Source organism: Halobaculum rarum, assembly GCF_040025155.1.
Classification (GTDB): domain Archaea; phylum Halobacteriota; class Halobacteria; order Halobacteriales; family Haloferacaceae; genus Halobaculum; species Halobaculum rarum.
In genome coordinates this window covers 61775-84132 of sequence record NZ_CP157275.1, presented here as the reverse complement: position 1 = coordinate 84132, position 22358 = coordinate 61775, and the positions used below count along the sequence as shown (strand labels likewise).

Annotated in this window: 24 protein-coding genes and 2 tRNA genes; 19 read left to right on the top strand and 7 right to left on the bottom strand. The window is 67.8% G+C overall.

Annotation, left to right across the window (positions count from 1 at the left end; all coding sequences use genetic code 11):
• Positions 1–102 precede the first annotated feature (102 nt).
• Entirely contained in the window at positions 103–987 is an 885-nt protein-coding gene (locus tag ABJD39_RS00490; protein ID WP_431357857.1) for an HD domain-containing protein, read from the bottom strand.
• A gap of 288 nt (positions 988–1275) precedes the next feature.
• On the opposite strand from ABJD39_RS00490, the gene ABJD39_RS00485 reads away from it, so the two are divergent.
• Both ABJD39_RS00485 and ABJD39_RS00480 read left to right on the top strand, forming a co-directional pair.
• On the top strand, positions 1276–1590 hold the full coding sequence (locus ABJD39_RS00485; protein WP_348610676.1) for a Sec-independent protein translocase subunit TatA/TatB: 315 nt from the start codon (positions 1276–1278) through the stop codon (positions 1588–1590).
• 50 nt (positions 1591–1640) lie between these two features.
• Positions 1641–1713: transfer RNA gene (locus ABJD39_RS00480), tRNA-Arg, on the top strand.
• On the opposite strand, the gene ABJD39_RS00475 is transcribed toward ABJD39_RS00480, so the two are convergent.
• A complete protein-coding gene (locus ABJD39_RS00475) occupies positions 1682–1822 on the bottom strand; it encodes a hypothetical protein (RefSeq protein WP_348610673.1) in 141 nt (46 codons plus the stop codon). The genes ABJD39_RS00480 and ABJD39_RS00475 overlap by 32 nt on opposite strands.
• A gap of 198 nt (positions 1823–2020) precedes the next feature.
• Between ABJD39_RS00475 and ABJD39_RS00470 the strand changes: the two genes are divergently transcribed.
• Genes ABJD39_RS00470 through ABJD39_RS00440 form a run of 7 tightly spaced genes read left to right on the top strand, consistent with a single transcriptional unit; the run spans position 2021 to position 10462 of the window.
• A complete protein-coding gene (locus tag ABJD39_RS00470; RefSeq protein WP_348610670.1) occupies positions 2021–5029 on the top strand; it encodes an ATPase, T2SS/T4P/T4SS family in 3009 nt (1002 codons plus the stop codon).
• On the top strand, positions 5030–7087 hold the full coding sequence (locus ABJD39_RS00465; protein ID WP_348610667.1) for a type II secretion system F family protein: 2058 nt from the start codon (positions 5030–5032) through the stop codon (positions 7085–7087).
• Positions 7084–7623, top strand: coding sequence for a DUF7287 family protein (locus tag ABJD39_RS00460; protein ID WP_348610664.1), 540 nt, complete (start codon positions 7084–7086; stop codon positions 7621–7623). Before ABJD39_RS00465 ends, ABJD39_RS00460 begins: the two co-directional genes overlap by 4 nt.
• A gap of 2 nt (positions 7624–7625) precedes the next feature.
• Positions 7626–8207 carry a DUF7288 family protein gene (locus tag ABJD39_RS00455; protein WP_348610663.1) on the top strand — a complete coding sequence of 194 codons (582 nt, stop codon included), beginning with the start codon at positions 7626–7628 and terminating at the stop codon, positions 8205–8207.
• The gene (locus tag ABJD39_RS00450; protein WP_348610661.1) at positions 8195–9229 is read left to right on the top strand and encodes a DUF7261 family protein; all 1035 of its coding nucleotides are present in this window, start codon (positions 8195–8197) and stop codon (positions 9227–9229) included. The genes ABJD39_RS00455 and ABJD39_RS00450 overlap by 13 nt, the downstream gene beginning before the upstream one ends.
• On the top strand, positions 9222–9704 hold the full coding sequence (locus tag ABJD39_RS00445; protein ID WP_348610658.1) for a DUF7266 family protein: 483 nt from the start codon (positions 9222–9224) through the stop codon (positions 9702–9704). The genes ABJD39_RS00450 and ABJD39_RS00445 overlap by 8 nt, the downstream gene beginning before the upstream one ends.
• Positions 9701–10462, top strand: a complete 762-nt coding sequence (locus ABJD39_RS00440) for a DUF7289 family protein (protein ID WP_348610655.1) — start codon at positions 9701–9703, stop codon at positions 10460–10462. The genes ABJD39_RS00445 and ABJD39_RS00440 overlap by 4 nt, the downstream gene beginning before the upstream one ends.
• Before the next feature lie 32 nt (positions 10463–10494).
• Here the strand turns inward: ABJD39_RS00440 and ABJD39_RS00435 are convergent, their stop codons facing one another.
• From ABJD39_RS00435 to ABJD39_RS00425, 3 genes are all read right to left on the bottom strand, one after another.
• Positions 10495–12234, bottom strand: a complete 1740-nt coding sequence (locus ABJD39_RS00435; protein ID WP_348610652.1) for a DUF7289 family protein — start codon at positions 12232–12234, stop codon at positions 10495–10497.
• A 130-nt stretch (positions 12235–12364) separates the two neighbouring features.
• Positions 12365–12781, bottom strand: coding sequence for a type IV pilin N-terminal domain-containing protein (locus ABJD39_RS00430; RefSeq protein ID WP_348610649.1), 417 nt, complete (start codon positions 12779–12781; stop codon positions 12365–12367).
• 496 nt (positions 12782–13277) lie between these two features.
• A tRNA-Ala gene (locus tag ABJD39_RS00425) sits at positions 13278–13349 on the bottom strand.
• A 276-nt stretch (positions 13350–13625) separates the two neighbouring features.
• On the opposite strand from ABJD39_RS00425, the gene ABJD39_RS00420 reads away from it, so the two are divergent.
• The 4 genes from ABJD39_RS00420 to ABJD39_RS00405 are packed head-to-tail and all read left to right on the top strand — an operon-like array spanning position 13626 to position 16356.
• Complete coding sequence (locus ABJD39_RS00420; protein WP_348610646.1) at positions 13626–14099, top strand: 30S ribosomal protein S15; 474 nt, start codon at positions 13626–13628, stop codon at positions 14097–14099.
• 30 nt (positions 14100–14129) lie between these two features.
• Positions 14130–15338 carry an exonuclease RecJ gene (locus ABJD39_RS00415; RefSeq protein ID WP_348610643.1) on the top strand — a complete coding sequence of 403 codons (1209 nt, stop codon included), beginning with the start codon at positions 14130–14132 and terminating at the stop codon, positions 15336–15338.
• The gene (locus tag ABJD39_RS00410) at positions 15335–15718 is read left to right on the top strand and encodes a KEOPS complex subunit Pcc1 (protein WP_348610640.1); all 384 of its coding nucleotides are present in this window, start codon (positions 15335–15337) and stop codon (positions 15716–15718) included. Before ABJD39_RS00415 ends, ABJD39_RS00410 begins: the two co-directional genes overlap by 4 nt.
• Entirely contained in the window at positions 15715–16356 is a 642-nt protein-coding gene (locus tag ABJD39_RS00405) for a 30S ribosomal protein S3ae (RefSeq protein WP_348610637.1), read from the top strand. Before ABJD39_RS00410 ends, ABJD39_RS00405 begins: the two co-directional genes overlap by 4 nt.
• A 162-nt stretch (positions 16357–16518) precedes the next feature.
• On the opposite strand, the gene ABJD39_RS00400 is transcribed toward ABJD39_RS00405, so the two are convergent.
• Positions 16519–16695, bottom strand: coding sequence for a hypothetical protein (locus ABJD39_RS00400; protein ID WP_348610634.1), 177 nt, complete (start codon positions 16693–16695; stop codon positions 16519–16521).
• Positions 16696–16814: 119 nt separating this feature from the next.
• Positions 16815–17234 carry a plastocyanin/azurin family copper-binding protein gene (locus ABJD39_RS00395; RefSeq protein WP_348610631.1) on the bottom strand — a complete coding sequence of 140 codons (420 nt, stop codon included), beginning with the start codon at positions 17232–17234 and terminating at the stop codon, positions 16815–16817.
• A 99-nt stretch (positions 17235–17333) separates the two neighbouring features.
• Here ABJD39_RS00395 and ABJD39_RS00390 point away from each other — a divergent pair, with 99 nt between their 5' ends.
• The 6 genes from ABJD39_RS00390 to ABJD39_RS00365 all read left to right on the top strand — a co-directional run bounded on the left by ABJD39_RS00390 (position 17334) and on the right by ABJD39_RS00365 (position 22295).
• The gene (locus tag ABJD39_RS00390) at positions 17334–18098 is read left to right on the top strand and encodes a protein sorting system archaetidylserine synthase (RefSeq protein WP_348610628.1); all 765 of its coding nucleotides are present in this window, start codon (positions 17334–17336) and stop codon (positions 18096–18098) included.
• Between the two features lie 155 nt (positions 18099–18253).
• Complete coding sequence (gene hisD, locus ABJD39_RS00385) at positions 18254–19534, top strand: histidinol dehydrogenase (protein ID WP_348610625.1); 1281 nt, start codon at positions 18254–18256, stop codon at positions 19532–19534.
• Between the two features lie 80 nt (positions 19535–19614).
• Positions 19615–19983, top strand: coding sequence for a HesB/IscA family protein (locus ABJD39_RS00380; RefSeq protein ID WP_348610623.1), 369 nt, complete (start codon positions 19615–19617; stop codon positions 19981–19983).
• 128 nt (positions 19984–20111) lie between these two features.
• Entirely contained in the window at positions 20112–20354 is a 243-nt protein-coding gene (locus ABJD39_RS00375; RefSeq protein ID WP_348610620.1) for a DUF5816 domain-containing protein, read from the top strand.
• Positions 20355–20569: 215 nt separating this feature from the next.
• Complete coding sequence (locus ABJD39_RS00370) at positions 20570–21160, top strand: mechanosensitive ion channel domain-containing protein (RefSeq protein WP_348610617.1); 591 nt, start codon at positions 20570–20572, stop codon at positions 21158–21160.
• A 139-nt stretch (positions 21161–21299) separates the two neighbouring features.
• Entirely contained in the window at positions 21300–22295 is a 996-nt protein-coding gene (locus tag ABJD39_RS00365) for a metal-dependent hydrolase (protein ID WP_348610614.1), read from the top strand.
• The last annotated feature ends 63 nt before the right edge of the window (positions 22296–22358 follow it).

Here is a 22358-nt window from a genome sequence, read left to right as displayed (position 1 = left end):
AATACGCAGCGGGCGCTTAAATTCCCTCATCCCGGCCAGCTACGAGATGTTCTCACACGGGGACTGCGCGCTCCCGGCAGCCGGCGACGCGGTTCGACGGCGTCAGAGTTCGATCCGCTCGACGAGCTGGTCATCGCTTTTCGTGTTGATCGCGACGATCCGCACGAGATCCTCGATGAGCGAGTCGCGCAGTTTCTCCTTCAGGAGATTGTCGACCTGATAGACGCCCGCCGCGTTCACCATCTCGATCTCGACCAGCACAGGCATCGCGTCGCCGTCGTGGCCGTCCGCCTCGCTGCCGGGCTTGAGTTCGACGTTGCTGATCGCCCGCGACGAGAGGGTGTTGATGCCCCGGCCGCCCTTCTCGTACGGGATGCGTGAGCGACCGCGCTCCATGTCGAGCGCGTCGGCGACGCGAATGACGCCGGCCTCGCGGGTGAGCGGCGTCTCCTCGGTGTGGTGACAGAGGATGGCGTGAAGTATCTCGGCTTTCACCCGGACGGTTTCCCCGGTCCCGTAGTAGTCGAACTGGGGGAGCAACCGATCCAGCAGGTCGGCGGCCAGCGGGATCGAGTAGTAGGCGTGTTCGTCCCGGTGGACGACGTGGCCGATGTCGTGAAGCGTCGCCGCGAGCGCCACGATGACCGGCTCGTCGGCCTCGTCGAGTCCCTGTTGGCTCGCGCCGTTGAATTCGACGCCGCCGCGTTTCAGGAGCTCGTACAGGCGCAGCGCCCGGTTGCGGACGATCTCGATGTGCTTGGCCCCGTGGTCGTTGTACCCCTTTCGCGTGACAGCGTTGACGTTCTGCGCGCGGAGATACGTCTGGATCTCGGGGTCGGATTCGATCACCTCCAATACCTCGTTCACGCGCTCGTCGGGGAACGCGTGCTCGGCGTCGGGGTCGTACTGCTGGACGCTCATCCCGTTCGGGTCGTCGTCCTGTCGGTCGTCCCGAGCCGTTCCCGTCGAACCGGCGTTGTCGCTCATACCACGGCGGACGGGGGGCGACCGCAAAAGGCCTCGGCCAGCCTATCGGACCGAGCGGCGCCGGCCGCGTGTTCGGATCGGACGTATTCGGTGGCAAGTGTGATCGTACTCAAGGGTACGTTGGGAACGAGCGAAGGCGAATGGAAGCGATCCGGGACCGATCCGGGACCGATCCGGGACCGATTCGGGACCCGTTCCCTGCGTGATCGGCGTCGTGAGCCGCCGTACAATGCGAACCTCGGAAGAGCAAAAAGCCTATAATTGCCACCGGGTAACCCCGGAGTAGAGATGCCTACCACTCTACCCCTGTTCGGCGCCATCCCGGGCGGTCCAGAGATGCTCATTATCCTGCTCGTGTTGGTGCTGCTGTTCGGGGCGAACAAGATCCCCAAGCTGGCCCGCTCGACCGGGCAGGCGATGGGCGAGTTCAAGAAGGGCCGCGAGCAGGTCGAGGACGAACTCCAGGAGATGCAGGAGGGCGAGCGCGAGGACGAGGACGAGATCGCCGCTGACTCCACCGTCGACACCGATTCGACCGTCGACGCCGACTCGACCGGCGACACTGACAACGCCGCTCTCGAGACCGACGCCGAGAAGAACTAAGGCGCCGTCCCGGACCGCTTTTCCCTGCGCGCCGAGCACTCCCCACCGCGGGGCGTGTGGCCAAGCGGATACGGCGAGCGGTTCCTAACCGCTAGATCGCGGGTTCGAATCCCGTCACGCCCGTTCGCTCGCTTCGCTCGTTCACGGCCGCGACGTAGTCACACTCGCTCACTGCGTTCGCTCGCGTGACTCCCGTCACGCCCGTCTCGTTCGTGAGTCGAGACTGCTGCACCGTCTCGTCATCATGACCCGTGACCACGAGTTTCGATCGAGCGAGGGATTGATTCCGAGGCTGAGAAGTTCAGTACAAACCGAACACAAGAGTCACATCTCTCCCGGTACGACGGGTCTCTCACGACTTTATGGGGACTTTCTCACCGGTGATATGGAGGGCAAGCATTTAACGTGGCGCCCGGATTGAGTCAACTCAATGGCTACCGACGACGCTGACGCGGCCGCCGGATTCGACGACGAATCCGTGTCCGCGGCGGCTTCGGGGGATGCAGTCGTCGTCGGGGAGTACACGTGGCCGGACTTCCTGCGAGATCACGGTCGCGAGGACGCGGCCGACGAACTCGCCGAGCGCCTCCGGACGGAAGTCGTCGAGGAGGACGAGGACGGCGAGGAGATCGTCCGGATCGAGGTCCGCGCCGCGACAGCGGAGGATCTGGCGGCGCTGGGCGTCACCGAGGTCGCCGCCGACGCGCTCGGCATGGACCCCGGCGACGTGTCGCCGACCGTCGGTGCGGCCGGCGCGCTCGGCGAGTCCATCGCGGATCGCTCCCCGCTGCTCGCCTACGACGAGACCCCCGTCTGGAAGGACATCTACACGTGGGACGACTACCGCGAGGAGTACTTCCTCGACGAGGAGGGGAACCCACCGACGGATGAGGAGGACGAACCGCTGGAGTTCACCGACGCCGACAAGGCCGAGGCGCTCGGGTTCGACCCCAACCGCGTCGAGGAGACGCTCGGTCACCTCGCGAAGCGCGCGCCTGAACTGGACGAGGTGATCGACGAGCGCACCGTCGACATCGCCGACGACATCGACGAGGACGCGTTCTTCAGCGACGCCGCGGGCATGACGACGGTCGCGAACCGCTACGATCTGGAGAAGGCGGTTCCGATGCCGAAGAAGCGCCACTTCCGCGAGGTCGAGCGCTACTGGGTGAACGAGCCGTACTCGTTCGTGATCATCTTCCACTCGACGAAGGAGAACGAGAAGAAATACTACGTGGTCGAGCCGTACCGCAACGCCATCGAGACGGACCTCTTCGAGTTTCTCGAAGGGAAACTGCGCTCGGCGATCAAGTACGCCGACGAGGGGGCCGTCGCGGCCGACGACGACCACCGCAAGCTGACGATCCGCGAGGAGACGTACGACCTGCTCGACCGCTACGACCTCTACACGCGCGACGGCGGCCCGAAGTTCGGCGACAAGCTCGCGGACCTGTTCGGTGTTGATGTCGAGGACGAGGGTGCCGCGGGGCGGCTGATCCGTGCGCTCGGCGTCGCACCGGCGGTTTCCGACGGGGGGATCGAGGGGATCGCCGCGCGACCCGAACCGGCCGTCCTCGCGGAGGACCCCGATACGCTCACCGAGTACACCGTGACGAAGGCGCTGTACTACCTCGAACGTGACTTCGTCGGCTACGAGCGCATCGACGGCATCAAACACGACATCAACGTCGAGGACATCTCCGTCGACGGCTACAACTCGCCGGTCTTCGTCTATCACTCCGACTACGAGCAGATCATCTCGAACGTGTACCACGGCGAGCAGGAGCTCGACGACTTCGTCGTCAAGCTCGCACAGCGCTCCGGAAAAGGGATCTCCAAGCGTCGCCCCCAGGTGGACGCCACGCTCCCCGACGGCTCTCGTGCGCAGTTAACCCTCGGCAAGGAGGTGTCGGATCACGGGACGAACTACACGATCCGGCAGTTCAAGGACGTCCCCTTCACGCCCATCGACCTCATCAACTGGAACACGTTCAGCCTCGACGAGATGGCGTTCCTGTGGTTGTGTATCGAGAACCACAAGTCGCTGATCTTCGCGGGCGGTACCGCCTCCGGGAAGACGACGAGCCTGAACGCCGTCTCGTTGTTCATCCCCTCGAACTCGAAGATCGTCTCCATCGAGGACACCCGCGAGGTCGAACTCCCCCAGCGCAACTGGATCGCCTCGGTCACCCGTCCCTCCTTCGCCGACGACGACGGCGGCGACGTCGACGAGTTCGACCTGCTGGAGGCCGCGCTGCGCCAGCGCCCCGACTACATCGTCATGGGCGAGATCCGCGGCGAGGAGGGACGAACCCTCTTTCAGGTCATGTCGACCGGGCACACCACCTACACGACGTTCCACGCGGACAACGTCGGGGAGGTGCTCAAGCGGTTCACGACCGAGCCGATCAACGTCTCGAAGACGATGTTCACGGCGCTGGACCTGGTGTCGGTGCAGACGTCGACGCGGGTGCAGGGCCGGAAGGTGCGCCGGAACAAGTCGCTCACGGAGATCAACCACTACGACGCCGAGAACGACGAGATCAACGTCCAGGACGTGTACCAGTGGCAGGCCGAGACGGACGAGTTCCTCCACATGGGGGATTCGAACACACTGGAGGAGATCATGTTCGACCGCGGCTGGAGCGTCGGTACGCTCGAGGAGGAAATGCTCAAGCGCCGCGCGGTGATCGCGTACCTCATCGACCGCGGCCTCAACACGTACACGCAGGTGGCGGCGACGCTGCAGGCGTTCATCAACGACCCCGAGACGATCCTCTCGCTCATGGCAAACGAGCGACTGGAGGCGAGCCTCGACGACCTCCGCGAGATGGAGTCGGTGCTGATCGACGTCGACGAGGACAAAGAGGAGATGGTGCCCCGTCCGGAACCCTCCGAGGCGCAGGCGGCGGAGGCGGAGTCGATCCTCGAGGAGGCGGACTCGATCCTCGATGAGTTCCGCGGCGAGCGCACCGACGGCGTGGCGGCCGCCTTGGGCACGGTCGAACCGACAGGCGATGTCGCGGCCGAGCCCGGAGTGGGGGATTCCCTCGCCGGCGACGCGGGTGTAGACGCGGACGGCGTCGCTACCGGCGCGCCGTTCGACGGCATCGGCCCGGAACCGCTCGACATCGACCGGTCGGTCGACACGGCCGATGGGCTCGTCGATGACGACGCTGACTGCGGCGCTACCGAGGCCGACGCGAACAACAGCGGGACCGACCCGAACGGCGAGGCCGCCGACCCGTTCGACGCGATCGACCAGTTCGACGACGACCCTTCCGGAACCGGTTCCGAAGGGGACCACTCGCGAAGCGACGCGTCGTTGGACGAGCCCGCTCCCGACGAGGAAACAGTCCCCGACGAGGAGGTGATCGACGACTGGGGATTCGGGGAAGTGGCGTCGGCCGACGACGACGCGGGGGAAGAGGAGGAGTAGATGAGTCTCGACAGCGACACGAGCTTCGGGAGCGCGCGGGGGTTCGCGGACGCGTTCTATCCGTTGTTCCTGCGGGTGTTCGATCAGGAGGGGGACTTCGTCGACACCGTCGATACGAAGCTGACCCAAGCGCGGATGAATCAGCCCGTCGAGCTGTACGTCTCCAAGGCCCTCGGTGTCGGCGTGCTCGTGGGGCTGACGCTGTGGGTGGTCGGGATGCTGCTGGGGTGGAGTCTGTTCGCGTTCGGGATCGTCCAGGCGGAGTCGATCGGACTCGGGATCCCGGCGAGCTCCCCCGAACAGGCGGCACTGCTGGAGTCGCTCACCGAGCCTGCGGCCGTGCTTGTCAGCGGCGTCGTGTTCGGGAGCATCGGGTTCGGCCTCGGGTTCGGCACGCTGCTCGCGATCCCCTACCAGCGGGCCAACGCGCGCAAGCGCGAGATCAACATGCTCCTCGCGGACGCCGTCTCGTTCATGTACGCCCTCTCGGTGGGCGGCCTGAACCAACTGGAGATCTTCGAGTCGATGGCGGAGGCCGACGACACCTACGGCGAGGTGGCAAAGGAGTTCCAAAGCATCGTGCAGGAGACCAGCTACTTCGGCACCGACTACCGCAACGCGGTTCGCCAGCAGTCCATCGAGACGCCAAGCGAGGAGTTCTCGCAGTTCCTCACCGACATGCTGTCGATCATCAACTCCGGCGGCGACATGGAACGGTTCCTCTACGACAAAAAGGAGAAGCACCTCCGCACGTCGAAACAGCAGCAGGAGTTGTCGCTGGAGACACTGGAGCTGTTCGGCGAGATGTACATGACGCTGTCGCTGTTTCCCCTCCTATTGATCATCATCCTCGTCATCATGTCGATGCTCGGACAGGGACAGGACTTCCTCCTGACGGCGACCGTCTACCTCCTCACGCCGCTCATCGGGGTCGGATTCCTCGTGCTCGTCTCGACGGTCAAGCAGGACGAAGTCGGCGACGGCTACCTCGACCCGGGCGGCATCGACGAACACTTCGCGGAACAACAGCGCGAGGGGTTGCTCCACCTCGGGCTCGTCGAGGCGTTCACGGGCGAGTTCTCGCTGTTCGACCGGATCCGATCGCGCGAGGGGACGTACAAGACCGGGGAGCTGCTGAAGGCGCCGCACCTGTTCTTCCGGGATAACCCCCTGTTCACGCTCGCGCTCACCGGGCCCGCCGCGCTCGTGCTGGTCGGGTTCGGGGTCGCCTCCGGAAACGCGCCGCTGACGTTTCAGGGGTTCGTCGACAACCCGGTGTGGTCGACGTTCGTGTGGGTGTACGTGCCCGCGTACGTCACGCTGATCCCGCTCGTGATCTTCTACGAGTGGCACCAGATCCGACGCGGCGGGATCACCAGCAAGCTCTCGGACAACCTCCGGAAGCTCTCCTCGGCCAACGACACCGGGCAGACGCTGTTGGAGTCGATCCGAACGACCGCCGACACCTCGAGCGGGAAGCTCGCCGAGGAGTTCGAGGTGATGTACGCGAAGGTGAACTACGGGATGAGCCTCCGGGAGGCCATGGTTGAATTCAACAACAAATACCATATCCCGCGGCTCGCGCGGACGGTGAAGCTCATCTCGGAGGCTCAGCAGGCGTCCAGCCAGATCACCGACGTGCTGACGACGGCCGCACAGGCCTCGGAGAACCAGGACGACATCGATCGCGAGCGGATCTCCCGGACCCGGATGCAGGTTGCGATCATCCTGATGACGTACCTCACGCTCCTTGCGGTGATGGCCATCCTGAAGCTCCGGTTCCTCGACGTGCTCGCAGGGTTGACCGCGCAGGCGGGCGGTGGCGGGGGCGGCGCTGCGACCGGCGGAGGCGGGGGTGGCGGACTCGGCTCCGGCGGGTTCGGCGGCGGCGTCGACGTCGACCGCCTGTCGGTGCTGTTCTTTCACGCGGTGACGATCCAGGCGGTGCTGTCGGGGATCATCGCGGGCTACATCCGCAGCGCCGACATCGTGAGCGGGATGAAATTCGTCGTCGTGTTGCTCACCGTCGCACTCGGCGTGTGGGTGGTGGTGGCGTGAGCGACGACGCTGGCCCGACAACGACCGCTGCAGCCGGCCACGCCGCCAACCGCAACCGCGACCGCGGGCAGACAACTATCGACTACGCCATCGGTGTGAGCGTGTTCCTACTGGTCGTCGCGTTCGTGTTCGCGTTCGTGCCTTCGTTGATCACCCCGTTCACCGACGACGCCACGGACGCGGTAGTCGTAGCTGACCGGGCGGCCGACCGGCTGACTCGTGACCTGCTCGTCGCTGACGCGACGCGACCGTCGGTGCTCGACGCGGACTGCACCGTCGGCTTCTTCGACGACAGCGTGACGGTCGACGGCTGCCGGTACGACGCCAACGCCAGCGACCTCGACGGCGCGCTCGGGATCGGTTCCCCGACGCGGTCGGTGAACGTGACGATCGTCGACGGAGCGGGGAGCCGGACGCTCGACGGGACGGAGCTGGCAGTGGGGCCCGATCCGTCGCGCGGGACGGACGTGTCGGTCTCGCGTCGGGCAGTACTGCTCGACGACCGCGACTGGACGGTGTTCGTGAGGGTGTGGTGAGCATGCGCGGACAGGCCCACACCCTGGAGGGATTCGCGGCGGCGATCGTCCTGTTGAGCGGCGTGCTGTTCGCGCTTCAGGCGACGGCGGTAACGCCACTGACGGCGAGTACGTCGAACCAGCACATCGAGAACCAGCAGGGGGCCGTCGCCGAGGGGACGCTGGCTGCGGCGGAGGCGAACGGCACGCTTCGCCCCGCAGTGCTGTACTGGAACACAACCACCGAGCGGTTCGACCACAGCGGCGACGACGGCGTGTACGCGGCCGGAGGACCGCCGCTCCCGTTCGGGGCGACGCTGAACGAGACGTTCGGTGAGGATCGCATCGCGTTCAACGTCGAGGTCGGCTATCGCCGCGCCGACGGGAGTCGGGGACGCACCCGAATGGTGTACATGGGGTCGCCCAGCGACAACGCCGTCGCCGCGACGCGGTCGGTCGTGCTCTACGATGACGACCCGCTGGCCGACGGGTCGGGGAACGTCTCCGCGGCCGCGGACGCCGACCGCTTCTACGCCGACGATTCGGACCCGGACGGCCCGCTGTTCGGCGTCATGGAGGTGCGCATCGTCGTATGGCGGATATGACCGACACGATCCCCGCGGGCGACGACCGATCCGACGCGAGCGATGCCGACGGAGGCGACCGCGACCGCGGACAGTTGGTGCTCGTTGCGGGACTCGCGCTGGCGGTGGTGTTGGTCGCGCTGGTACTGGTCACGAACACGGCGATCTACACGGAGAACCTCGCTACCCGGGACGACGGCGTCGGCGAGACGGAAGCGCTGGGCTACCGAGCGGCGGTCGTCGACGGCGTCGGCGGGATCGTCGACCGGGAGAACGCCGCCGAGTACGACGACCGGGCGGCGCTGAAGGCGAACGTCTCGGCGGGGGTGGCGGAACTCGACTCGCTGTTGCGCGAGTCGGCGGCGCGCCGATCGGCGAGCGCGACCGTGAACCGCTCCGCGAAAACGTACACCGGCGGTGTCCTCGTCCGGCAGACGAACGGCAGCCGGGAGTTCGACTCAGCGGCGGGACCTGCCGACTGGACGCTCCTGTACGACACGAACCGGACTCGGGCGTTCGAGGCGACGGTCGAGAACTCCTCGCTGGCCACGACGAACGCGAGCGCCGTCGACGGCGCGTTCACCGTCGTCGTCGCGAGCAACAGTTCGACGGAGGCCTGGCGGGCATACGTGTACGAGAACGACTCCACAGGCGACATCGCGGTCGCCGTGCGGTCCGCGGGCGAGAGCAGCGCGACCCAGGTGTGTTCCGTCGACGCCGCGAACGCGACGCTCGGATTCACCGAGGGGTCACTCGGGGGTGAGTCGTGTCCCGGTCTCGACTGGCGGGAGGGAGTCACGACCAGCTACGATCTGAAGTACCGGAACGGGTCGAACGCACGGGGGACGTACAACCTCACCGTCCGGGGAACGAGGGACATACTGGAGACGTCCTCGCTCAACAACGGAACGGCGACTGACGACCCCGACTCGCCGTACTACGTGCCCGCGGTGTACGCCGTTAGACTCCCGATCACGTATGAGACGAACGAGCTGGAGTACCGAACGACCGTCCGGGTCGCTCCGGGTGAGCGCGATGCGTGAGCGCCCGCGGTCGCGGCGCGCTCGAGGGACTCCCGGCGACGCCGATCGCGACCGGGCGACGGCGACCGCGCTGTCGTACGTGCTCACCCTCGGTATCACCGCGCTGTTGATCAGCGGCCTGCTCATCGCCGCGGGCAACACCGTCGAACAGCAGCGGGAGGACACGACTCGGGAGGCGCTGGAGGTCGTGGGTCAGCAGCTGACCGCCCGGCTGATGGCGGCCGATCGACTCGTCGGCGCGAACGGGACGGACGTGGTCGTCCGTGGCTCCTATCCCCGCAGCGTCGCCGGGTCGACGTACTCGATCGCGGTCAGGTCCGGGCCCCCACCGACGGTCGTGTTGAGCGCGACGGTGACCGACGTGAGCGTCACGGTGACGGCGGCGACGACGGAGACGGTCGCCAACGCGAGCCTCTCGGGCGGCGACGTGGAGATCGTGTACGCCGGGGACCAACTGGAGGTGCGGTCCGCGTGAACCGCGCCCAGAGCGACGCGATCGGGTTCGTGCTCGTGTTCTCGCTCATCGCGTTGACGATCGGTGCGGTGTACGCGACCGGGTTCACGGCGTTGACGGACCTCAGGACGGGCGAGCAGCTGGAGAACATGGAGCGGGCGTTCGACGTGCTGGACGACAACGTCGACGACATCGTCCGCGACGGCGCGCCGGGGCGCGCGACGGAGATCAAGCTCAACGGCGGGACGCTCGCCGTCGAGGGACGGGCCAACGTGACCGTCGAGGCGACGAACACATCCGACACCGCGGAGAACTTCACGGTCACCGCGGCTACCCGTCCGATCACGTACAGCGACGGCGACACGACCGTGGCCGCGTCGTTCGGCACGGTGATCCGAAGCGACGGCGACGCGGCGGTGATGCGCGACGGACCCGGCTGGCTGGTCGACGACGAACGCGCGGTGCTTCCGCTGACAGTCACGACGCGGCCGGGAAGCCGGAGCGCGATCGGCGGAAGTTCGACCGTTCTCGTCGCGATGGACGCGACCTCCCGCGGGATCGCGAGGGAGCTGGACGCGGGATCGGACGGTCCGATCCGGGTGAACGTCACCGTCGAGTCGCCTCGGGCGGACGCGTGGGAGCGGTACTTCGAGTCGCTCGACGACGGCACCGTCATCGAGGGGACCGAGGACGGAAGCGCCGACAGCGTAACCTACCAGGTTGAGGTCGACCGCGTAGTCGTCCCCAGGACGACGATCAGGGTGAGACTCGAACGGTAGAACGGCTTCGTCGGTCGTCCCCAGTTGCCCGATCAGTCGTCGACCTCGATCTCCGTGATCGACACGTGGAGGTACGTGATCCGCGGGATGTCGGCGTCGACGGGAACGACTTGCTCGACGCCGAGCGCCCGGTCGTAGTGGACGGTCCCGCCGTTCTCGATGTCCATCCCGCCGGCGACGACGCCGCCGTACACGTCGGACTGCTTGATCGTGAAGGCGTTGTCGCCGCCGTCGTCGCCGGTGACGTACAACACGCCGACGAACCGACTTCCGCCGGAGATGTCGACGTCGGTGTTGCTCGTGCCGTACATCCAGTGTTGCCGCGACCGCTCGTTCGGGACCGAGACGTTCGCGCCGTCGAGCGTGATGTCGCCCGTGACGTAGAACCGAACGACCCCGCCCCCCTCGATCCGGATCTTCGTCCCGGCGAGCGAGACGCGCTGACCGACGGCGATCTCGACCTCGCTGGCGTCGGCCGTGTCGATCACCAGCTCCTCGCCGTTCCTCATGTCGATGTCCGACAGGTAGTAGTCCGTCCCGTCCTCGCCGGAGAGCGTGGCGGTGTCGTCCGCACTGAAGTTGAGCGAGTACTCGCCGCCGTTCTCGGCGATCGCCGACGTGTCCCCGTTGTCGTTGTCGGACTCGATGGCGTCGAGCCGGGACCTGACGAACGGGGAGAGGTCGTCGCCGGCGGCGACGCCGTCGATCTGTGAGACCCGGTCGGAGTCTGGCTGTGGCTCGGCGTTCTTGTTCGCGCTGTATCCCGTCGTGTGCTCGACGGTGCCCGTGATGTTGCCGTTCGACGTTTGGAGGTTCACCGACCCGCCCGAGCGGACGTTCCCCAGGATCTTCCCGTTCGCTGAGAGGTCGATACTCCCGGCCGTGACGACGGTGCCGTTCGTACTACTGGAGTCCGAGTACGGCCCGTTTGAGGAGTTGTAGCTGTCGATCCAGACGTTGCTGTTTCCGGTCCCGCTGAGGGTGATCTCGTCGCCGACGGCCCGTGAGGTGAGCGCGGCCTGGACCGGCTCCAGGTCGGTCGGCGTCTGCAGTTCGATCGTCGCCGTTCCGTTGGCGTCGTCGATCGAGACGCTCCCGCGGGTCCGCTCGGCGAAGAACTGCCCCCACGCCCGGTAGAACTCGCTGCGAACGACGATCACCACCTTCCCCTCGTCGAGCGGGTTCGTCCGGTTCGTCGCGTTCGGGTCCGGGTAGACGGCGGTGGAGTCGTTGGAGCGTGTGACGCGCACCGACTCGCCGAGTCGGGCGTCGCCGGAGACGGTCACGAGCGGCAGCGTCAGCGTGGTGCCGCGATAGTGGAACTCCGGCGGCGACACCATCGTGCTTCCGCCGCCGGTCCGGCGCCAGACGCCGCCGCCCTGATAGGCGACGACCGTGTCGCCGTCGCGGTAGGTGACGGCGCCGAGCGTCGTGTTCGTCAACACCGTCGTCACCTCGTCGTCGGTCGTGTTCCGTATCGTGACGTTCATCCACCCCGCGTCGGCCTCGACCGCCCGGGTGGCGCTGCCGCTCCCCGTGAGTCGGACACGCTGGGCGTCGCTGTCGCCGTGGGCGACGAGGCTCGCCTTCGAGTCGAACTGCGTCATCGACTGCTCGGCGGCCCCGGTGGTCGCCGACGATTGGATCCCGCCGATAGCGTCCCCACCGAACGCGACGATCGCCGACGCGCCGACGACGGTGATCGCGAGCAGGAGCATCAGGGCGATCACGTCGCCCTGCCCCCGTTGGTCGTTACCCCCCCAAGTAGGCATCATTCGGTGGAGGGATAGGAGGGGCATAAGGGTTGGTTCCGTGGTATCAGGGATGAAGTCGCTGTAATCGGGCGAGTAGTCGATCCAGTCGGTACCGACCGGGAAAAACGGAAAAAGTTGTTCGGCGACGTTACGAGGGCGTCTCGCCGGTCGCGAGCGCCTGCGAGGAGTCGCCGCTCTCGGATGTCCAGATGACACGGACAGTCGTGTCCGGAGTCGTAGTGATACTGAGCGAATCACCGGCTGACATGGCTCCACTCGAGAACGGCGTCGTATTGGTATCAGTACCGTCCGTGAGATTCAGCGTATCACCGTCGGGGATCGTATCTCCCCCAGTATGAGTGGCTGTAACGTCGTAGTTATCCCCAGTCGCGGAGTAGTCGAACTGGAAGTTCGCGTTCGGCGATGTCTGCTGCACGCTGTTCCCCAGGCCGAGGACGAACGAACCAATGACAGCCGCGAGGATCACCGTGATCGCAACCATCAAAATCACGCCGATCACCGGGCTGACTGCACGGTCGTCGTCGAAGAGTGCGTTGAAATCCATTGTTTTGTTCCACAGTCCTCCCCGAAGGGAGTCGCCCCCCGGCAGTACTGTACAGGACGCGAGTAGACTCGTCATACCATAAGTGGACCGATTCAGTAATCATATCTGATATTTATAGGATCGTTCCAGATCGGGGGTCGCTTTGTTCCAGGTGAGTACCGCTCTCGAACGCACAGCCGAACGATCTCGCGAGGCAAATGTCGTGTTCACATCGTCTCCGAGTCCCCGTGATGAAGCGCGACGAGGAACGGACAGACACGACGCGGGATCCCGCTTCCTGCCGGTGTCCGAGTAACGAGTCGAGTGCCGCAGTTCGGACAGTAGCTCACGGCGAACACCTCCCCTGCGACGATCGACGGACTACGTCGACCCGAACCCAAAACCGAAGGGTATTCGCTCGCGTGATGGGCGGCCCTCACAAGAACCCTTCCGGTAGTGGGCCTGAGAGTTGCCATCCCCTGGGATACTGCTCCCGCTCCAGGAAGTAAATTCCGAGTGGACTCGGTGGGATTTGAACCCACGGCCTTTCCCCTGCCAAGGGAACGATCTACCACTGATCTACGAGCCCGCCTGCACTACCTGATATCGCGGTTCGATAGTTAAGGGCTTCGACTGCGCACGTCCCCGCTACCGATCACCACGGTCGAGAGACGGATAGAAAGCCCTTAGGCCCGCGACTGAGACCCTTGTGATGGGAACAGCACGGCCGCAACTCTGACTCGCCCGCGTTGGGCTTGGGATTGCGGATGTGCCCCCGTCGGACTGCCCGTTCGCGCCGGAGGCGCGCTCGGGAGCGACAGCCGGCGGTGGCTCGCTTCTGCGGCCGACGTTCCAACTTCAGACAATGGCACGAATGCATACCCGCCGTCGAGGGTCGTCCGGTTCGGACAACCCCGCGGCAGACGAACCCCCGGAGTGGAGCGCCGTCGATACCGAGGACGTCGAGGAACGCGTCGTCGAACTCGCCGAGCAGGGCCACGACCCGAGCGTCATCGGCCTGAAACTGCGCGACGAGGGCGTGAAGGGCACGCCAGTTCCGAACGTGAAGCTCGCGACCGGCAAGAAGGTCACCGAGATCCTCGAGGAGCACGACGCCGGCAACGACCTGCCCGAGGACATCCGCAACCTCATGGAGCGCGCGGTGCGCCTCCGTGAGCACATGGCGGAGAACCAGCAGGACGCGCAGAACAAGCGCGCGCTCCAGAACACCGAGTCCAAGATCCGTCGCCTCGCGGACTACTACCGCGGCGACAAACTCGACGAGGACTTCCGGTACAGCTACGACGTCGCCGTCGACCTCCTCGCGGACGACCGGTAAGACACCCGACCCCACCCACGAACCACACCAATGTCCACCGCTGCCGACCAGCCGACCGAGGCCACCCCCGAACGGGTAGCCTCGGCGCTGGCGGCGGCGGAGTTCGTCCGGATCTACCCCCGACCCACCGGCGACGCGCTCGCCGCGGCGGGGGTACTCGCTCGCGCGCTCGACGCGCGAGGCACGCCGTTCCAGGTTCGCGCCACACGCGCCAGCGCGGTCCCCGACGGTGACGGGACCGCGCTCGCGCTGGGCTGGACTGCGCCGAACGCGACCGGAATCGAACCCGGCTCGCGGCCGGTGTCGGTCGTCGCTGCCGCCGTCGTCGACACGCTCGGCATCGAGCCGGACCCGATCGTCGGGCTCGCGGGCGTCGTCGCCGCCGGGACCGTCCCGGGCGACGGCGGCAGCGGGAGCCTGCTGGAGGAGGCCGAACGCCGCGGCGTCATTGATCGACGCCCGGGCGTGGCAGTCCCCACGGCGGATCTCGCCGACGGGCTCGCGCACTCGACGCGGATCTGGACGCCGTACTCCGGCGACGTGGACGCCGCAAGCGCGCTGCTTGCAGATCTCGGTATCGACACCGAGGCCGACAGGCCAGACGAGGTCGACGATGACGACCATCGCCGACTCGCCTCCGCGGTCGCGCTCGACGCGACCGCCGACGCGCCCGACCGCGCGGTGTCCGCCGTCGAACGGGCGCTACGCCCGTTCGAGACGCCGACGGGGCCGTTTGCCACGCTCGGAGGCTATGCCGACGTGCTCGACGCGCTCGCACGCGAGCGCCCGGGACTCGGCGTGGCGCTCGCGCTCGGCGCGGACGTGACCGACGCGGCGCTGGCGACGTGGCGCGACCACGCCGCCAGCGTCCACGAGGCGCTCGCGGACCCGACGACGGGCCGGTACGACGGCGCGTTCGTCGCCCGCGTGGAGGCCCCGCCGGCCGACGCGCCGGCGCTTGCCACCGCCGCGCGACTCGTCCGCGGCTACGCCTCGCCGGAGCCGGTCGCACTCGTCGTCTCCGACGACGCGGCCGCCGCCGCCGGCGACGGGACGGCCGACGTGACCGCCGCGCTCCGAGCCGGTGTCGAGGCGACGACGGCTTCGGACGGCACCGATGACATCGACAACACCGACGAGTCGGTCGATGTCATCGGCGACGACAGGCTCGGCGAGGCGCGCTTCGCCGGCGGCGACGTGCAGGCGTTCATCGGCGCGTTCAGGGAGGCCCTGCGATGACGGGGGACGACCTCGCGCGCACTGCGACTGTCGAGACGACGCACGCCGACGCCGAGGCCGCGGCGACGATCGCGGCGGCCATCTCGCCGGACAACACGGACGACATCCGGACGGAGGCGGACGGAGCGACGGTCGCGACCCGTGTCACGCGGGACACGACCGGCGGCTTCCTCGCCTCGGTGGACGACTATCTCGTGAACCTCGGCGTGGCCGACGACGTGGTCGCGACGGGACGGGGGACGGAGGACGACACGAACGACGCGGACGGTATCCGCGACACCAACGACGCGGACGGTATCCGCGACACCAACGACGCGGACGGTATCCGCGACACAGCCGAGACACGCGACACCGCAGACGCAGACACACACGACACATGAGCGAACGATCAGTCTCACGACAACGACAGGGGAAACGCTGGTACACCGTCCTCGCGCCCGAGCAGTTCGACCGAGCCGAGCTCGGCGACACGATGGCCGAGGAGCCCGATCAGGTCGTCGGCCGCACGGTCGAGACCACGCTGGGCGAGATCACCGGTGACCAAGGACAGGACAACGTCAAGCTGACGTTCAAGATCACGGACGTCGGGTCGGACGCCGCGTACACCGAGTTCATTCAGCACGAACTCACGCGCGATTACCTCCGCTCGATGGTGCGCCGCGGCGCCTCGAAGATCGACCTGCACATCACCGTGCGCACGACCGACGACTACCGCGTCCGCGTCAGCCCGGTCGCGTTCACGACGAAGAAGGCCGACCGCTCGCAGGAGCAGGCCATCCGCCAGATCATGATCGACCTGGTCGAGCAGGCCGCCGAGGACCGCTCGTTCTCGGAGCTCATCGACTCCGTCGTCGAGGGTCGCCTCTCGTCGGCGATCTACGGCGAGGCGAAGACGGTGTACCCGCTTCGCCGCGTCGAGATCCAGAAGCTCTCGCTCGAGGCGCGACCCGAGGAGATCGCCGCCGAGGAGGAGACCGCCGTCGACGTGGACGACGACGACGTCGCCGTCGACGAGTAAGCGACCGACCATCGACGTTTTTCACCGCCGGAGACGCTTCGGACAGCGATGCGTCGTGCGATCGCGGCGCCGCCTAGTCCGGCCGCGGCGGTGCGTCGTTCGATCACGCGCCACGTAGTCCGGTCAGTGGTGCGTCGTTCGATCACGCGCCACGTGCGCGGGTCACAGCGCCACGTGACGGGTGATGAGCGCGACATCCGCTGATCCGCACTTCGGGCATTCGTCGACGACGGCGCCGACCGGCGCCCTCACACGCTCGTCGCAGCCGCGACACCGGTACACGTCCGCACGCTCGGGCGCGAGCAGGGTGGCGATACGGTCGACGATCCCGATCGACATAGTCGTGTTAACAATCGCCACGATAGAATAAACACGTTGTGCCGGATCGGTCTCTCGACTCGATCGGCACAGTTGACCGTCACGTCGGAACAGCAGTCCGGAACGTCGGACCCGGAGCGTCACCCCTCGACGCGGACGATACCGATCATTCCCGCCTGCTCGTGCGGGATGCAGTAGTACGTGTAATCGCCGGGGACCTCGAAGGTGTGCTCGAAGCGCTCGTTCGCGGAGATCGCTCCCTGATTCCCGTCCCACGCGTCCACGGCGGCGGCCTCGGAGTCGTACCCGCCGGTGGCGAAGTAGTCGGCATCCTCGGGAATCTGGTTCTCGTACGCCGTCACCGAGTGGGCACGCGTCGAGGTGTTCTCCCAGACCACCGTGTCGCCGACGGACACCGTGATCTCGTACGGGCGGAACGCCTCGGCAGTCATGCCGACGTCGTAGTCGTCGCTCGCGGATCCCGGGAGAACGGCCGCACAACCGGCCAGCGAAAGCGACGCGGCAGCACCCGCGGTCGCGAGGAAGCGGCGTCGGTCCATAATCGAACGGTGGGGGCGGATCGCTTTATGCCGATCGGTCCGGGCCTCGAATCGGATGGAAAGCCATACGACCGGCGATGCCGTCGGCCCGACCAGACCATGACCGACCGGCCGCGTTTCCTCTCCCGGCTGGGGCTGGCCGACGCCGTCACCGCCGGGAACGCCGCCCTCGGAACACTCGCGGCCGCCGCGGTGGCGTTCGATCCGACGCTGGCGGCGCGGCTGGTCCTCCTCGGGGCGGTCGCCGACGGCCTCGACGGCGTGCTCGCGCGCCGGTACGGCGGGACCGCGATCGGGCCCCACCTCGACTCGCTGGCGGACGTGGCCTCCTTCGGCGTCGCCCCAGCGCTGATCGTCGCCGCGACGGTGACCGCCGCGTACCCGCTCGACTCGTCGCCCGTCCTGTTTGTCGCGGGGATGCTCGTGCCCGCGGCGTACGTCGCGCTCGCGGTGATCCGGCTCGCCGTCTATACCGTCGAGGACGAAGGGGCAAAAACGACCCACGGCGTCCAGACGACGCTCGCGGCGACGGTGATCGCCGCGTCCGTGCTCGCGGGGCTGGACTCGCCTGCAGTGGTGCTCGGCCTCGCCGCCGTGTCGGCGCCGCTGATGGTGACGCCGGTTCGGTACCCGGATCTCCACCCGCAGGACGCGCTCGTGATGGGGGTCGTACAGGCGTGCGCGATCCTGTTCGCGGGGATGGCCGGCGAGTCGTTCGCGTTCGCCCTGCTGTTTCTCGCGCTCGGCTACCTCGTCCTCGGGCCGCGCTTCTACTGGCGCGACGTGAGCGAGGCGGCCGAGCCCGAAGAAGTGTCGGACGGACCGCCCGAGAGCGACGGGCCGGACCCCGATCCCGGCGCCTGATTCAGCGCTCGATCCCGGGCGGAGCGATCCCCCGCTGGACCGACTCCGAGGTCGCCGGCGGCCGGGGCGTGATCGTCGCTCATACCTCGACCAGCCGGCGCGACCCGGATACGCGTTCCGGGAACGGTTTACCCCCGGCCCTCCAGAACACGCACATGGATCCGAGACAGGTCGCCGACCTCTCGCCGGACGAGCGGCGGGCGTTCTTCGAGCGCGACGCCGGCGTCGACGCCGTCCGCGGGGACGTGCGCGACATCGTCGAGCGCGTCCGCGACGAGGGCGACGCCGCAGTGCGGGAGTTCTCCCGCGAGTTCGACGGCGTCGAGGTGGCGAACATCGACATCACCGACGGGGCCGAGCGCGCGGTCGACGCCGTCGACGACGACGTGCTCGCGGCGATCCGCGAGTCGATCGCGAACGTCCGCGAGTTCCACGAGGCGCAACTGCCGGAGGACTGGACCCGCGAGTTCGACGACGGTCGCGTGCTGGGCAAGCGCTTCCGGCCGCTCGACCGCGTCGGCGTGTACGTCCCCGGCGGCACCGCCGCGTACCCGTCGTCGGCGATCATGGGCGTCGTGCCGGCGACGGTGGCCGGTGTCGACCACGTCGCCGTCGTGACCCCGCCCGCCGAGGAGATCAACCCCGCGACGCTGGCGGCGATTCACGAGGCCGGCGCCGACGCCGTCTACTCCGTCGGCGGCGCCCAGGGCGTCGCCGCGCTCGCGTACGGCACCGAGACGGTGACACGCGTGCGGAAGGTCGTCGGCCCGGGCAACAAGTGGGTCACCGCGGCGAAGGCAGAGGTCCGCGGCGACGTGGAGATCGACTTCCTCGCCGGTCCCTCCGAGGTGCTGGTGCTCGCGGACGACACGGCCGATCCCGCGGCGGTCGCCGCCGACCTGATCGCGCAGGCGGAGCACGACCCGAACGCCTCCGTGGTGGCGGTGACGGACGACGAGGCCACGGCCGACGCCGTCTGTGCGGAGATCGACGCGCGGACGCCCGAGCGAGAGCGGACTGAGACGATCGAATCCGCCCTCGACAACGACGCCTCCGGCGTGCTCGTCGCCCGCTCGATGTCCGAGGCGGTGCTGTTCGCCGAGGAGTACGCCGCCGAACACCTCTCGATCCAGGCCGACGACGACGAGGCGCTGCTCGACCGGATATCGAACGTCGGCTCGGCGTTCCTCGGCCGCTTCACGCCCGTCGCCGCCGGCGATTACGCCTCCGGGACGAACCACGTGCTGCCGACGAACGGCGGCGCGAAGGCGTTCGGCGGGCTGTCGACGGACACGTTCCTGCGCTCGTCGACCGTTCAGCGGCTCTCGGAGGACGGCCTTCGCGACCTCTCGGAGACGGTGACGACGCTCGCGGAGGCCGAGGGGCTGGAGGCGCACGCCGAGAGCGTCCGGACGCGCTTCGAGGACGGGGAATAACGCGCCGGTGTCGACCACGATTCCGGCGAACCGTGTGAGTCGGCGTCAAGGTTTTACCCGAGTACCGGGATCCACTACACATGAGTACTGACGCGTCCGGAGGGGGCGAGCTCGACACCGCCGTCACGGTCACACCGGCAGCAGCGGAAGAGGCGGTCTCGCTCATGGAGGGCGAGGGTATGGACGTGGATATCAGCGGCCTGCGCCTGTTCGTCCAGCAGGGCGGCTGCGCGGGACTGTCGTACGGCATGCGCTTCGACACCGAGCCCGAGGAGGACGATCGCGTGACCGAACAGCACGGCCTGCGCGTGTTCGTCGACCCGGCGTCGATGAACTACATCGGCGGGTCGACGCTCGATTACGAGTCCGGGCTGCAGGCGGCGGGCTTCACCGTCGAGAACCCGAACGTGGAGGCGGAGTGCGGCTGCGGCGAGTCGTTCCGGACGTGAAGCGCCTCGACTGCCCGTAGAGCTATCGCGAGCAGCGTCGACACCGATCACTGCCCGGTCGGGTCTCCTTCGTTGCCGGGTCAGGATCGACCCAGACGGTTTAACAGCCGGCGTCGCCTCCGTAGGGTATGACTCTCGATCCCGTCGAAACGGCCGCGGGCGAGCTGTACGTCAACCGTGCCGGCGGCGAGCGCGGCTCGAAGGCACCGTTTTACCACGTGTACGTCGACGATGCCGGCGAGACCAGATGGGGATACTTCTGCGGGAACTGCGAGACGGTGAACAACGCGATGGACTCGATGGGGCGCATCGAGTGCAACGAGTGCGGCAACATGCGCAAGCCCGATGAGTGGGACGCCGCCCACGAGTAGCGTCGTCGAGCGACCGAAGGGAGCGAGACGACGGCGACACGGCGGCGAGGTCTATGGGCCGAGCCGCCCAGAAGAATAGCGTCCCCAAAGCGACCGAAGGGAGCGAGACGACGGCGAGCTTGTGGGCGAGCCGCCCAGAAGAACAGCGTCCCCGAGGCGACCGTCGCCGTCGCACTGCCGCGGCTACTAAGTCCCGTCCGGCCGGATTCGGCCCCATGTCGACGACGCTTCCTCTTCAGTCGCCCCGCGGACTCGTCACCGAGGCGCTCAACCGCTTCGTGGCGGACGTCTCCGAGGCGCTCCCGGACATCATCGCCGGGATCGTCTTCCTGATGATCGCCGGTGTCGGCGTCAAGGTGATCATGACCCTCGTGCGTGCGGCGCTGCGACGGACGGTGCCGGGTGAGTCGCCCGTCTACCGGCAGTTCGTCGCGACCATCGTCGCCGTGTTCCTGTGGTTCGGGGTGGGGCTGTCGTTCCTCTCGGTCGTGGGGCTCGATGGCATCGCCACCTCGTTGGGTACCGCCGCGGGCTTTCTCGCGCTGGGGGTCTCGTACGCCACCTCCAACATGATCGCCGACGCCGTCGCCGGCGTCTATCTCCTGCGTGACGTGGACTTCAACCCCGGCGACACCGTCGACATCGGCGGTACGACCGGCGTCGTACAGTCGATCGAGCTGCGCAAGACCCGTCTCACGGTCGACGACGACACCGTCGTCCGCGGGAACGCCGAGATCGAAAAGAAGTGGACGAAGATCGGCGATACCGTGACAGATCAGGAGACTCCGTCACCCGCGGGCGACTGACCGAGCCGACTCCGGACGGAGCGTGACGGGAGGCTCGATCGTCGCCCCGGCCGCGATCAGCTCTTCGGCGAGTTGTGCCGTGTTACCATGTCATGGTTTCTGCCGCGAGTTTAAATCCGATGAGGTGGTAGTACTCCCTATGTTTGTGGGACACGCGCTTGCGGCGTTCGCGCTCGTCGCGCTCGTCGCTCGCCGACTCGGCGAGCGACCCGCGCGTGCGCTCACGTTCGGCGTCGTCGCGGCGCTGTTCGCCGCCGCGCCCGACGTCGACATCGGCTATGCGCTCGTGGGCGTCGTCTCCGGGTTCGGCGCCGGCGGTGGTGCGCTCGGACTCGCCGAGTCGTTCTGGTCGACCGGGAACCTCGTCCACCGTGCGGTGACCCACTCGCTGGTCGTCGCCCCCGTCGTCGCACTCGCGGCCGCGGCGTGGGTCGACGGCCGCGCGAGCGCCAGGGCTGTCGCGCTCGCGCTCGTCGCCGGGCTGGTCGCGGTTACGGCGACCGTCAGCGGCGCGCTGGGCACGTTCGTCACGGTCGCCTTCGTCGCCACCGCGCTCGCGCTGGCGGAGGGGGTCCGGCGACGGACCGACCTGACGCCGCGGGCGACGTTCGCGCTCGCGCTCGCCGGCCTCGCCTCACATCCCTTCGGCGACCTGTTCACCGGGGAGCCGCCGGCGTTCCTCTACCCCCTCTCCGCCGACGTGGTGACCGCCCGGGTGGCATTGTCGGCGGACCCGACGCTTCATCTGCTGGGCACCTTCGCGCTGGAATTGGCGACCATCTGGGCGGCCGCGCTGGTGTGGAGCCGCCTCCGTGCCGAACGAGACGGGCGGCCGAACCGGGTGCTCGATATTCCGCGTCGGGTCGACCCGCTCGCCGTCGCGGGCGCGGGCTACGCCGCCGGCGCGTTCCTCATTCCGGCGCCGACGCTCGACCTCTCGTACCCGTTCGTCTTCTCGGTGCTGGCTGTCGGCGCGGTCGGGATCGCGCCGGTGCGGATCCGCCGCCGGGGGCGCGCGGCGCTCTCGCCGGAGTTCGCCCGCCCGGGTGCCGAGCGCGCCCTGTTCACCGGGTTGACCGCGGTGACGTTCGCGTGGCTGGGCTACCTGCTCGCGTACCTCGCGGGCATCGCCTGAGCATCCGGAGGAGGGGGCTCCACCCCGAGACGCGGGTCGACCCTTTTACACCCCGCCACCGCA

Excerpts from the sequence above, each read along its gene's own strand:
- ABJD39_RS00395 (WP_348610631.1), bottom strand. The coding sequence starts at position 17,234 with ATGGACCGACGCCGCTTCCTCGCGACCGCGGGTGCTGCCGCGTCGCTT.
- ABJD39_RS00470 (WP_348610670.1), top strand. The coding sequence starts at position 2,021 with ATGGCTACCGACGACGCTGACGCGGCCGCCGGATTCGACGACGAATCC.
- ABJD39_RS00380 (WP_348610623.1), top strand. The coding sequence starts at position 19,615 with ATGAGTACTGACGCGTCCGGAGGGGGCGAGCTCGACACCGCCGTCACG.
- ABJD39_RS00430 (WP_348610649.1), bottom strand. The coding sequence starts at position 12,781 with ATGGATTTCAACGCACTCTTCGACGACGACCGTGCAGTCAGCCCGGTG.
- ABJD39_RS00400 (WP_348610634.1), bottom strand. The coding sequence starts at position 16,695 with ATGTCGATCGGGATCGTCGACCGTATCGCCACCCTGCTCGCGCCCGAG.
- ABJD39_RS00450 (WP_348610661.1), top strand. The coding sequence starts at position 8,195 with ATGGCGGATATGACCGACACGATCCCCGCGGGCGACGACCGATCCGAC.
- ABJD39_RS00485 (WP_348610676.1), top strand. The coding sequence starts at position 1,276 with ATGCCTACCACTCTACCCCTGTTCGGCGCCATCCCGGGCGGTCCAGAG.
- ABJD39_RS00390 (WP_348610628.1), top strand. The coding sequence starts at position 17,334 with ATGACCGACCGGCCGCGTTTCCTCTCCCGGCTGGGGCTGGCCGACGCC.
- ABJD39_RS00405 (WP_348610637.1), top strand. The coding sequence starts at position 15,715 with ATGAGCGAACGATCAGTCTCACGACAACGACAGGGGAAACGCTGGTAC.
- ABJD39_RS00370 (WP_348610617.1), top strand. The coding sequence starts at position 20,570 with ATGTCGACGACGCTTCCTCTTCAGTCGCCCCGCGGACTCGTCACCGAG.
- hisD (WP_348610625.1), top strand. The coding sequence starts at position 18,254 with ATGGATCCGAGACAGGTCGCCGACCTCTCGCCGGACGAGCGGCGGGCG.
- ABJD39_RS00490 (WP_431357857.1), bottom strand. The coding sequence starts at position 987 with ATGAGCGACAACGCCGGTTCGACGGGAACGGCTCGGGACGACCGACAG.
- ABJD39_RS00410 (WP_348610640.1), top strand. The coding sequence starts at position 15,335 with ATGACGGGGGACGACCTCGCGCGCACTGCGACTGTCGAGACGACGCAC.
- ABJD39_RS00375 (WP_348610620.1), top strand. The coding sequence starts at position 20,112 with ATGACTCTCGATCCCGTCGAAACGGCCGCGGGCGAGCTGTACGTCAAC.
- ABJD39_RS00445 (WP_348610658.1), top strand. The coding sequence starts at position 9,222 with ATGCGTGAGCGCCCGCGGTCGCGGCGCGCTCGAGGGACTCCCGGCGAC.
- ABJD39_RS00435 (WP_348610652.1), bottom strand. The coding sequence starts at position 12,234 with ATGCCTACTTGGGGGGGTAACGACCAACGGGGGCAGGGCGACGTGATC.
- ABJD39_RS00455 (WP_348610663.1), top strand. The coding sequence starts at position 7,626 with ATGCGCGGACAGGCCCACACCCTGGAGGGATTCGCGGCGGCGATCGTC.
- ABJD39_RS00415 (WP_348610643.1), top strand. The coding sequence starts at position 14,130 with ATGTCCACCGCTGCCGACCAGCCGACCGAGGCCACCCCCGAACGGGTA.
- ABJD39_RS00420 (WP_348610646.1), top strand. The coding sequence starts at position 13,626 with ATGGCACGAATGCATACCCGCCGTCGAGGGTCGTCCGGTTCGGACAAC.
- ABJD39_RS00365 (WP_348610614.1), top strand. The coding sequence starts at position 21,300 with ATGTTTGTGGGACACGCGCTTGCGGCGTTCGCGCTCGTCGCGCTCGTC.
- ABJD39_RS00465 (WP_348610667.1), top strand. The coding sequence starts at position 5,030 with ATGAGTCTCGACAGCGACACGAGCTTCGGGAGCGCGCGGGGGTTCGCG.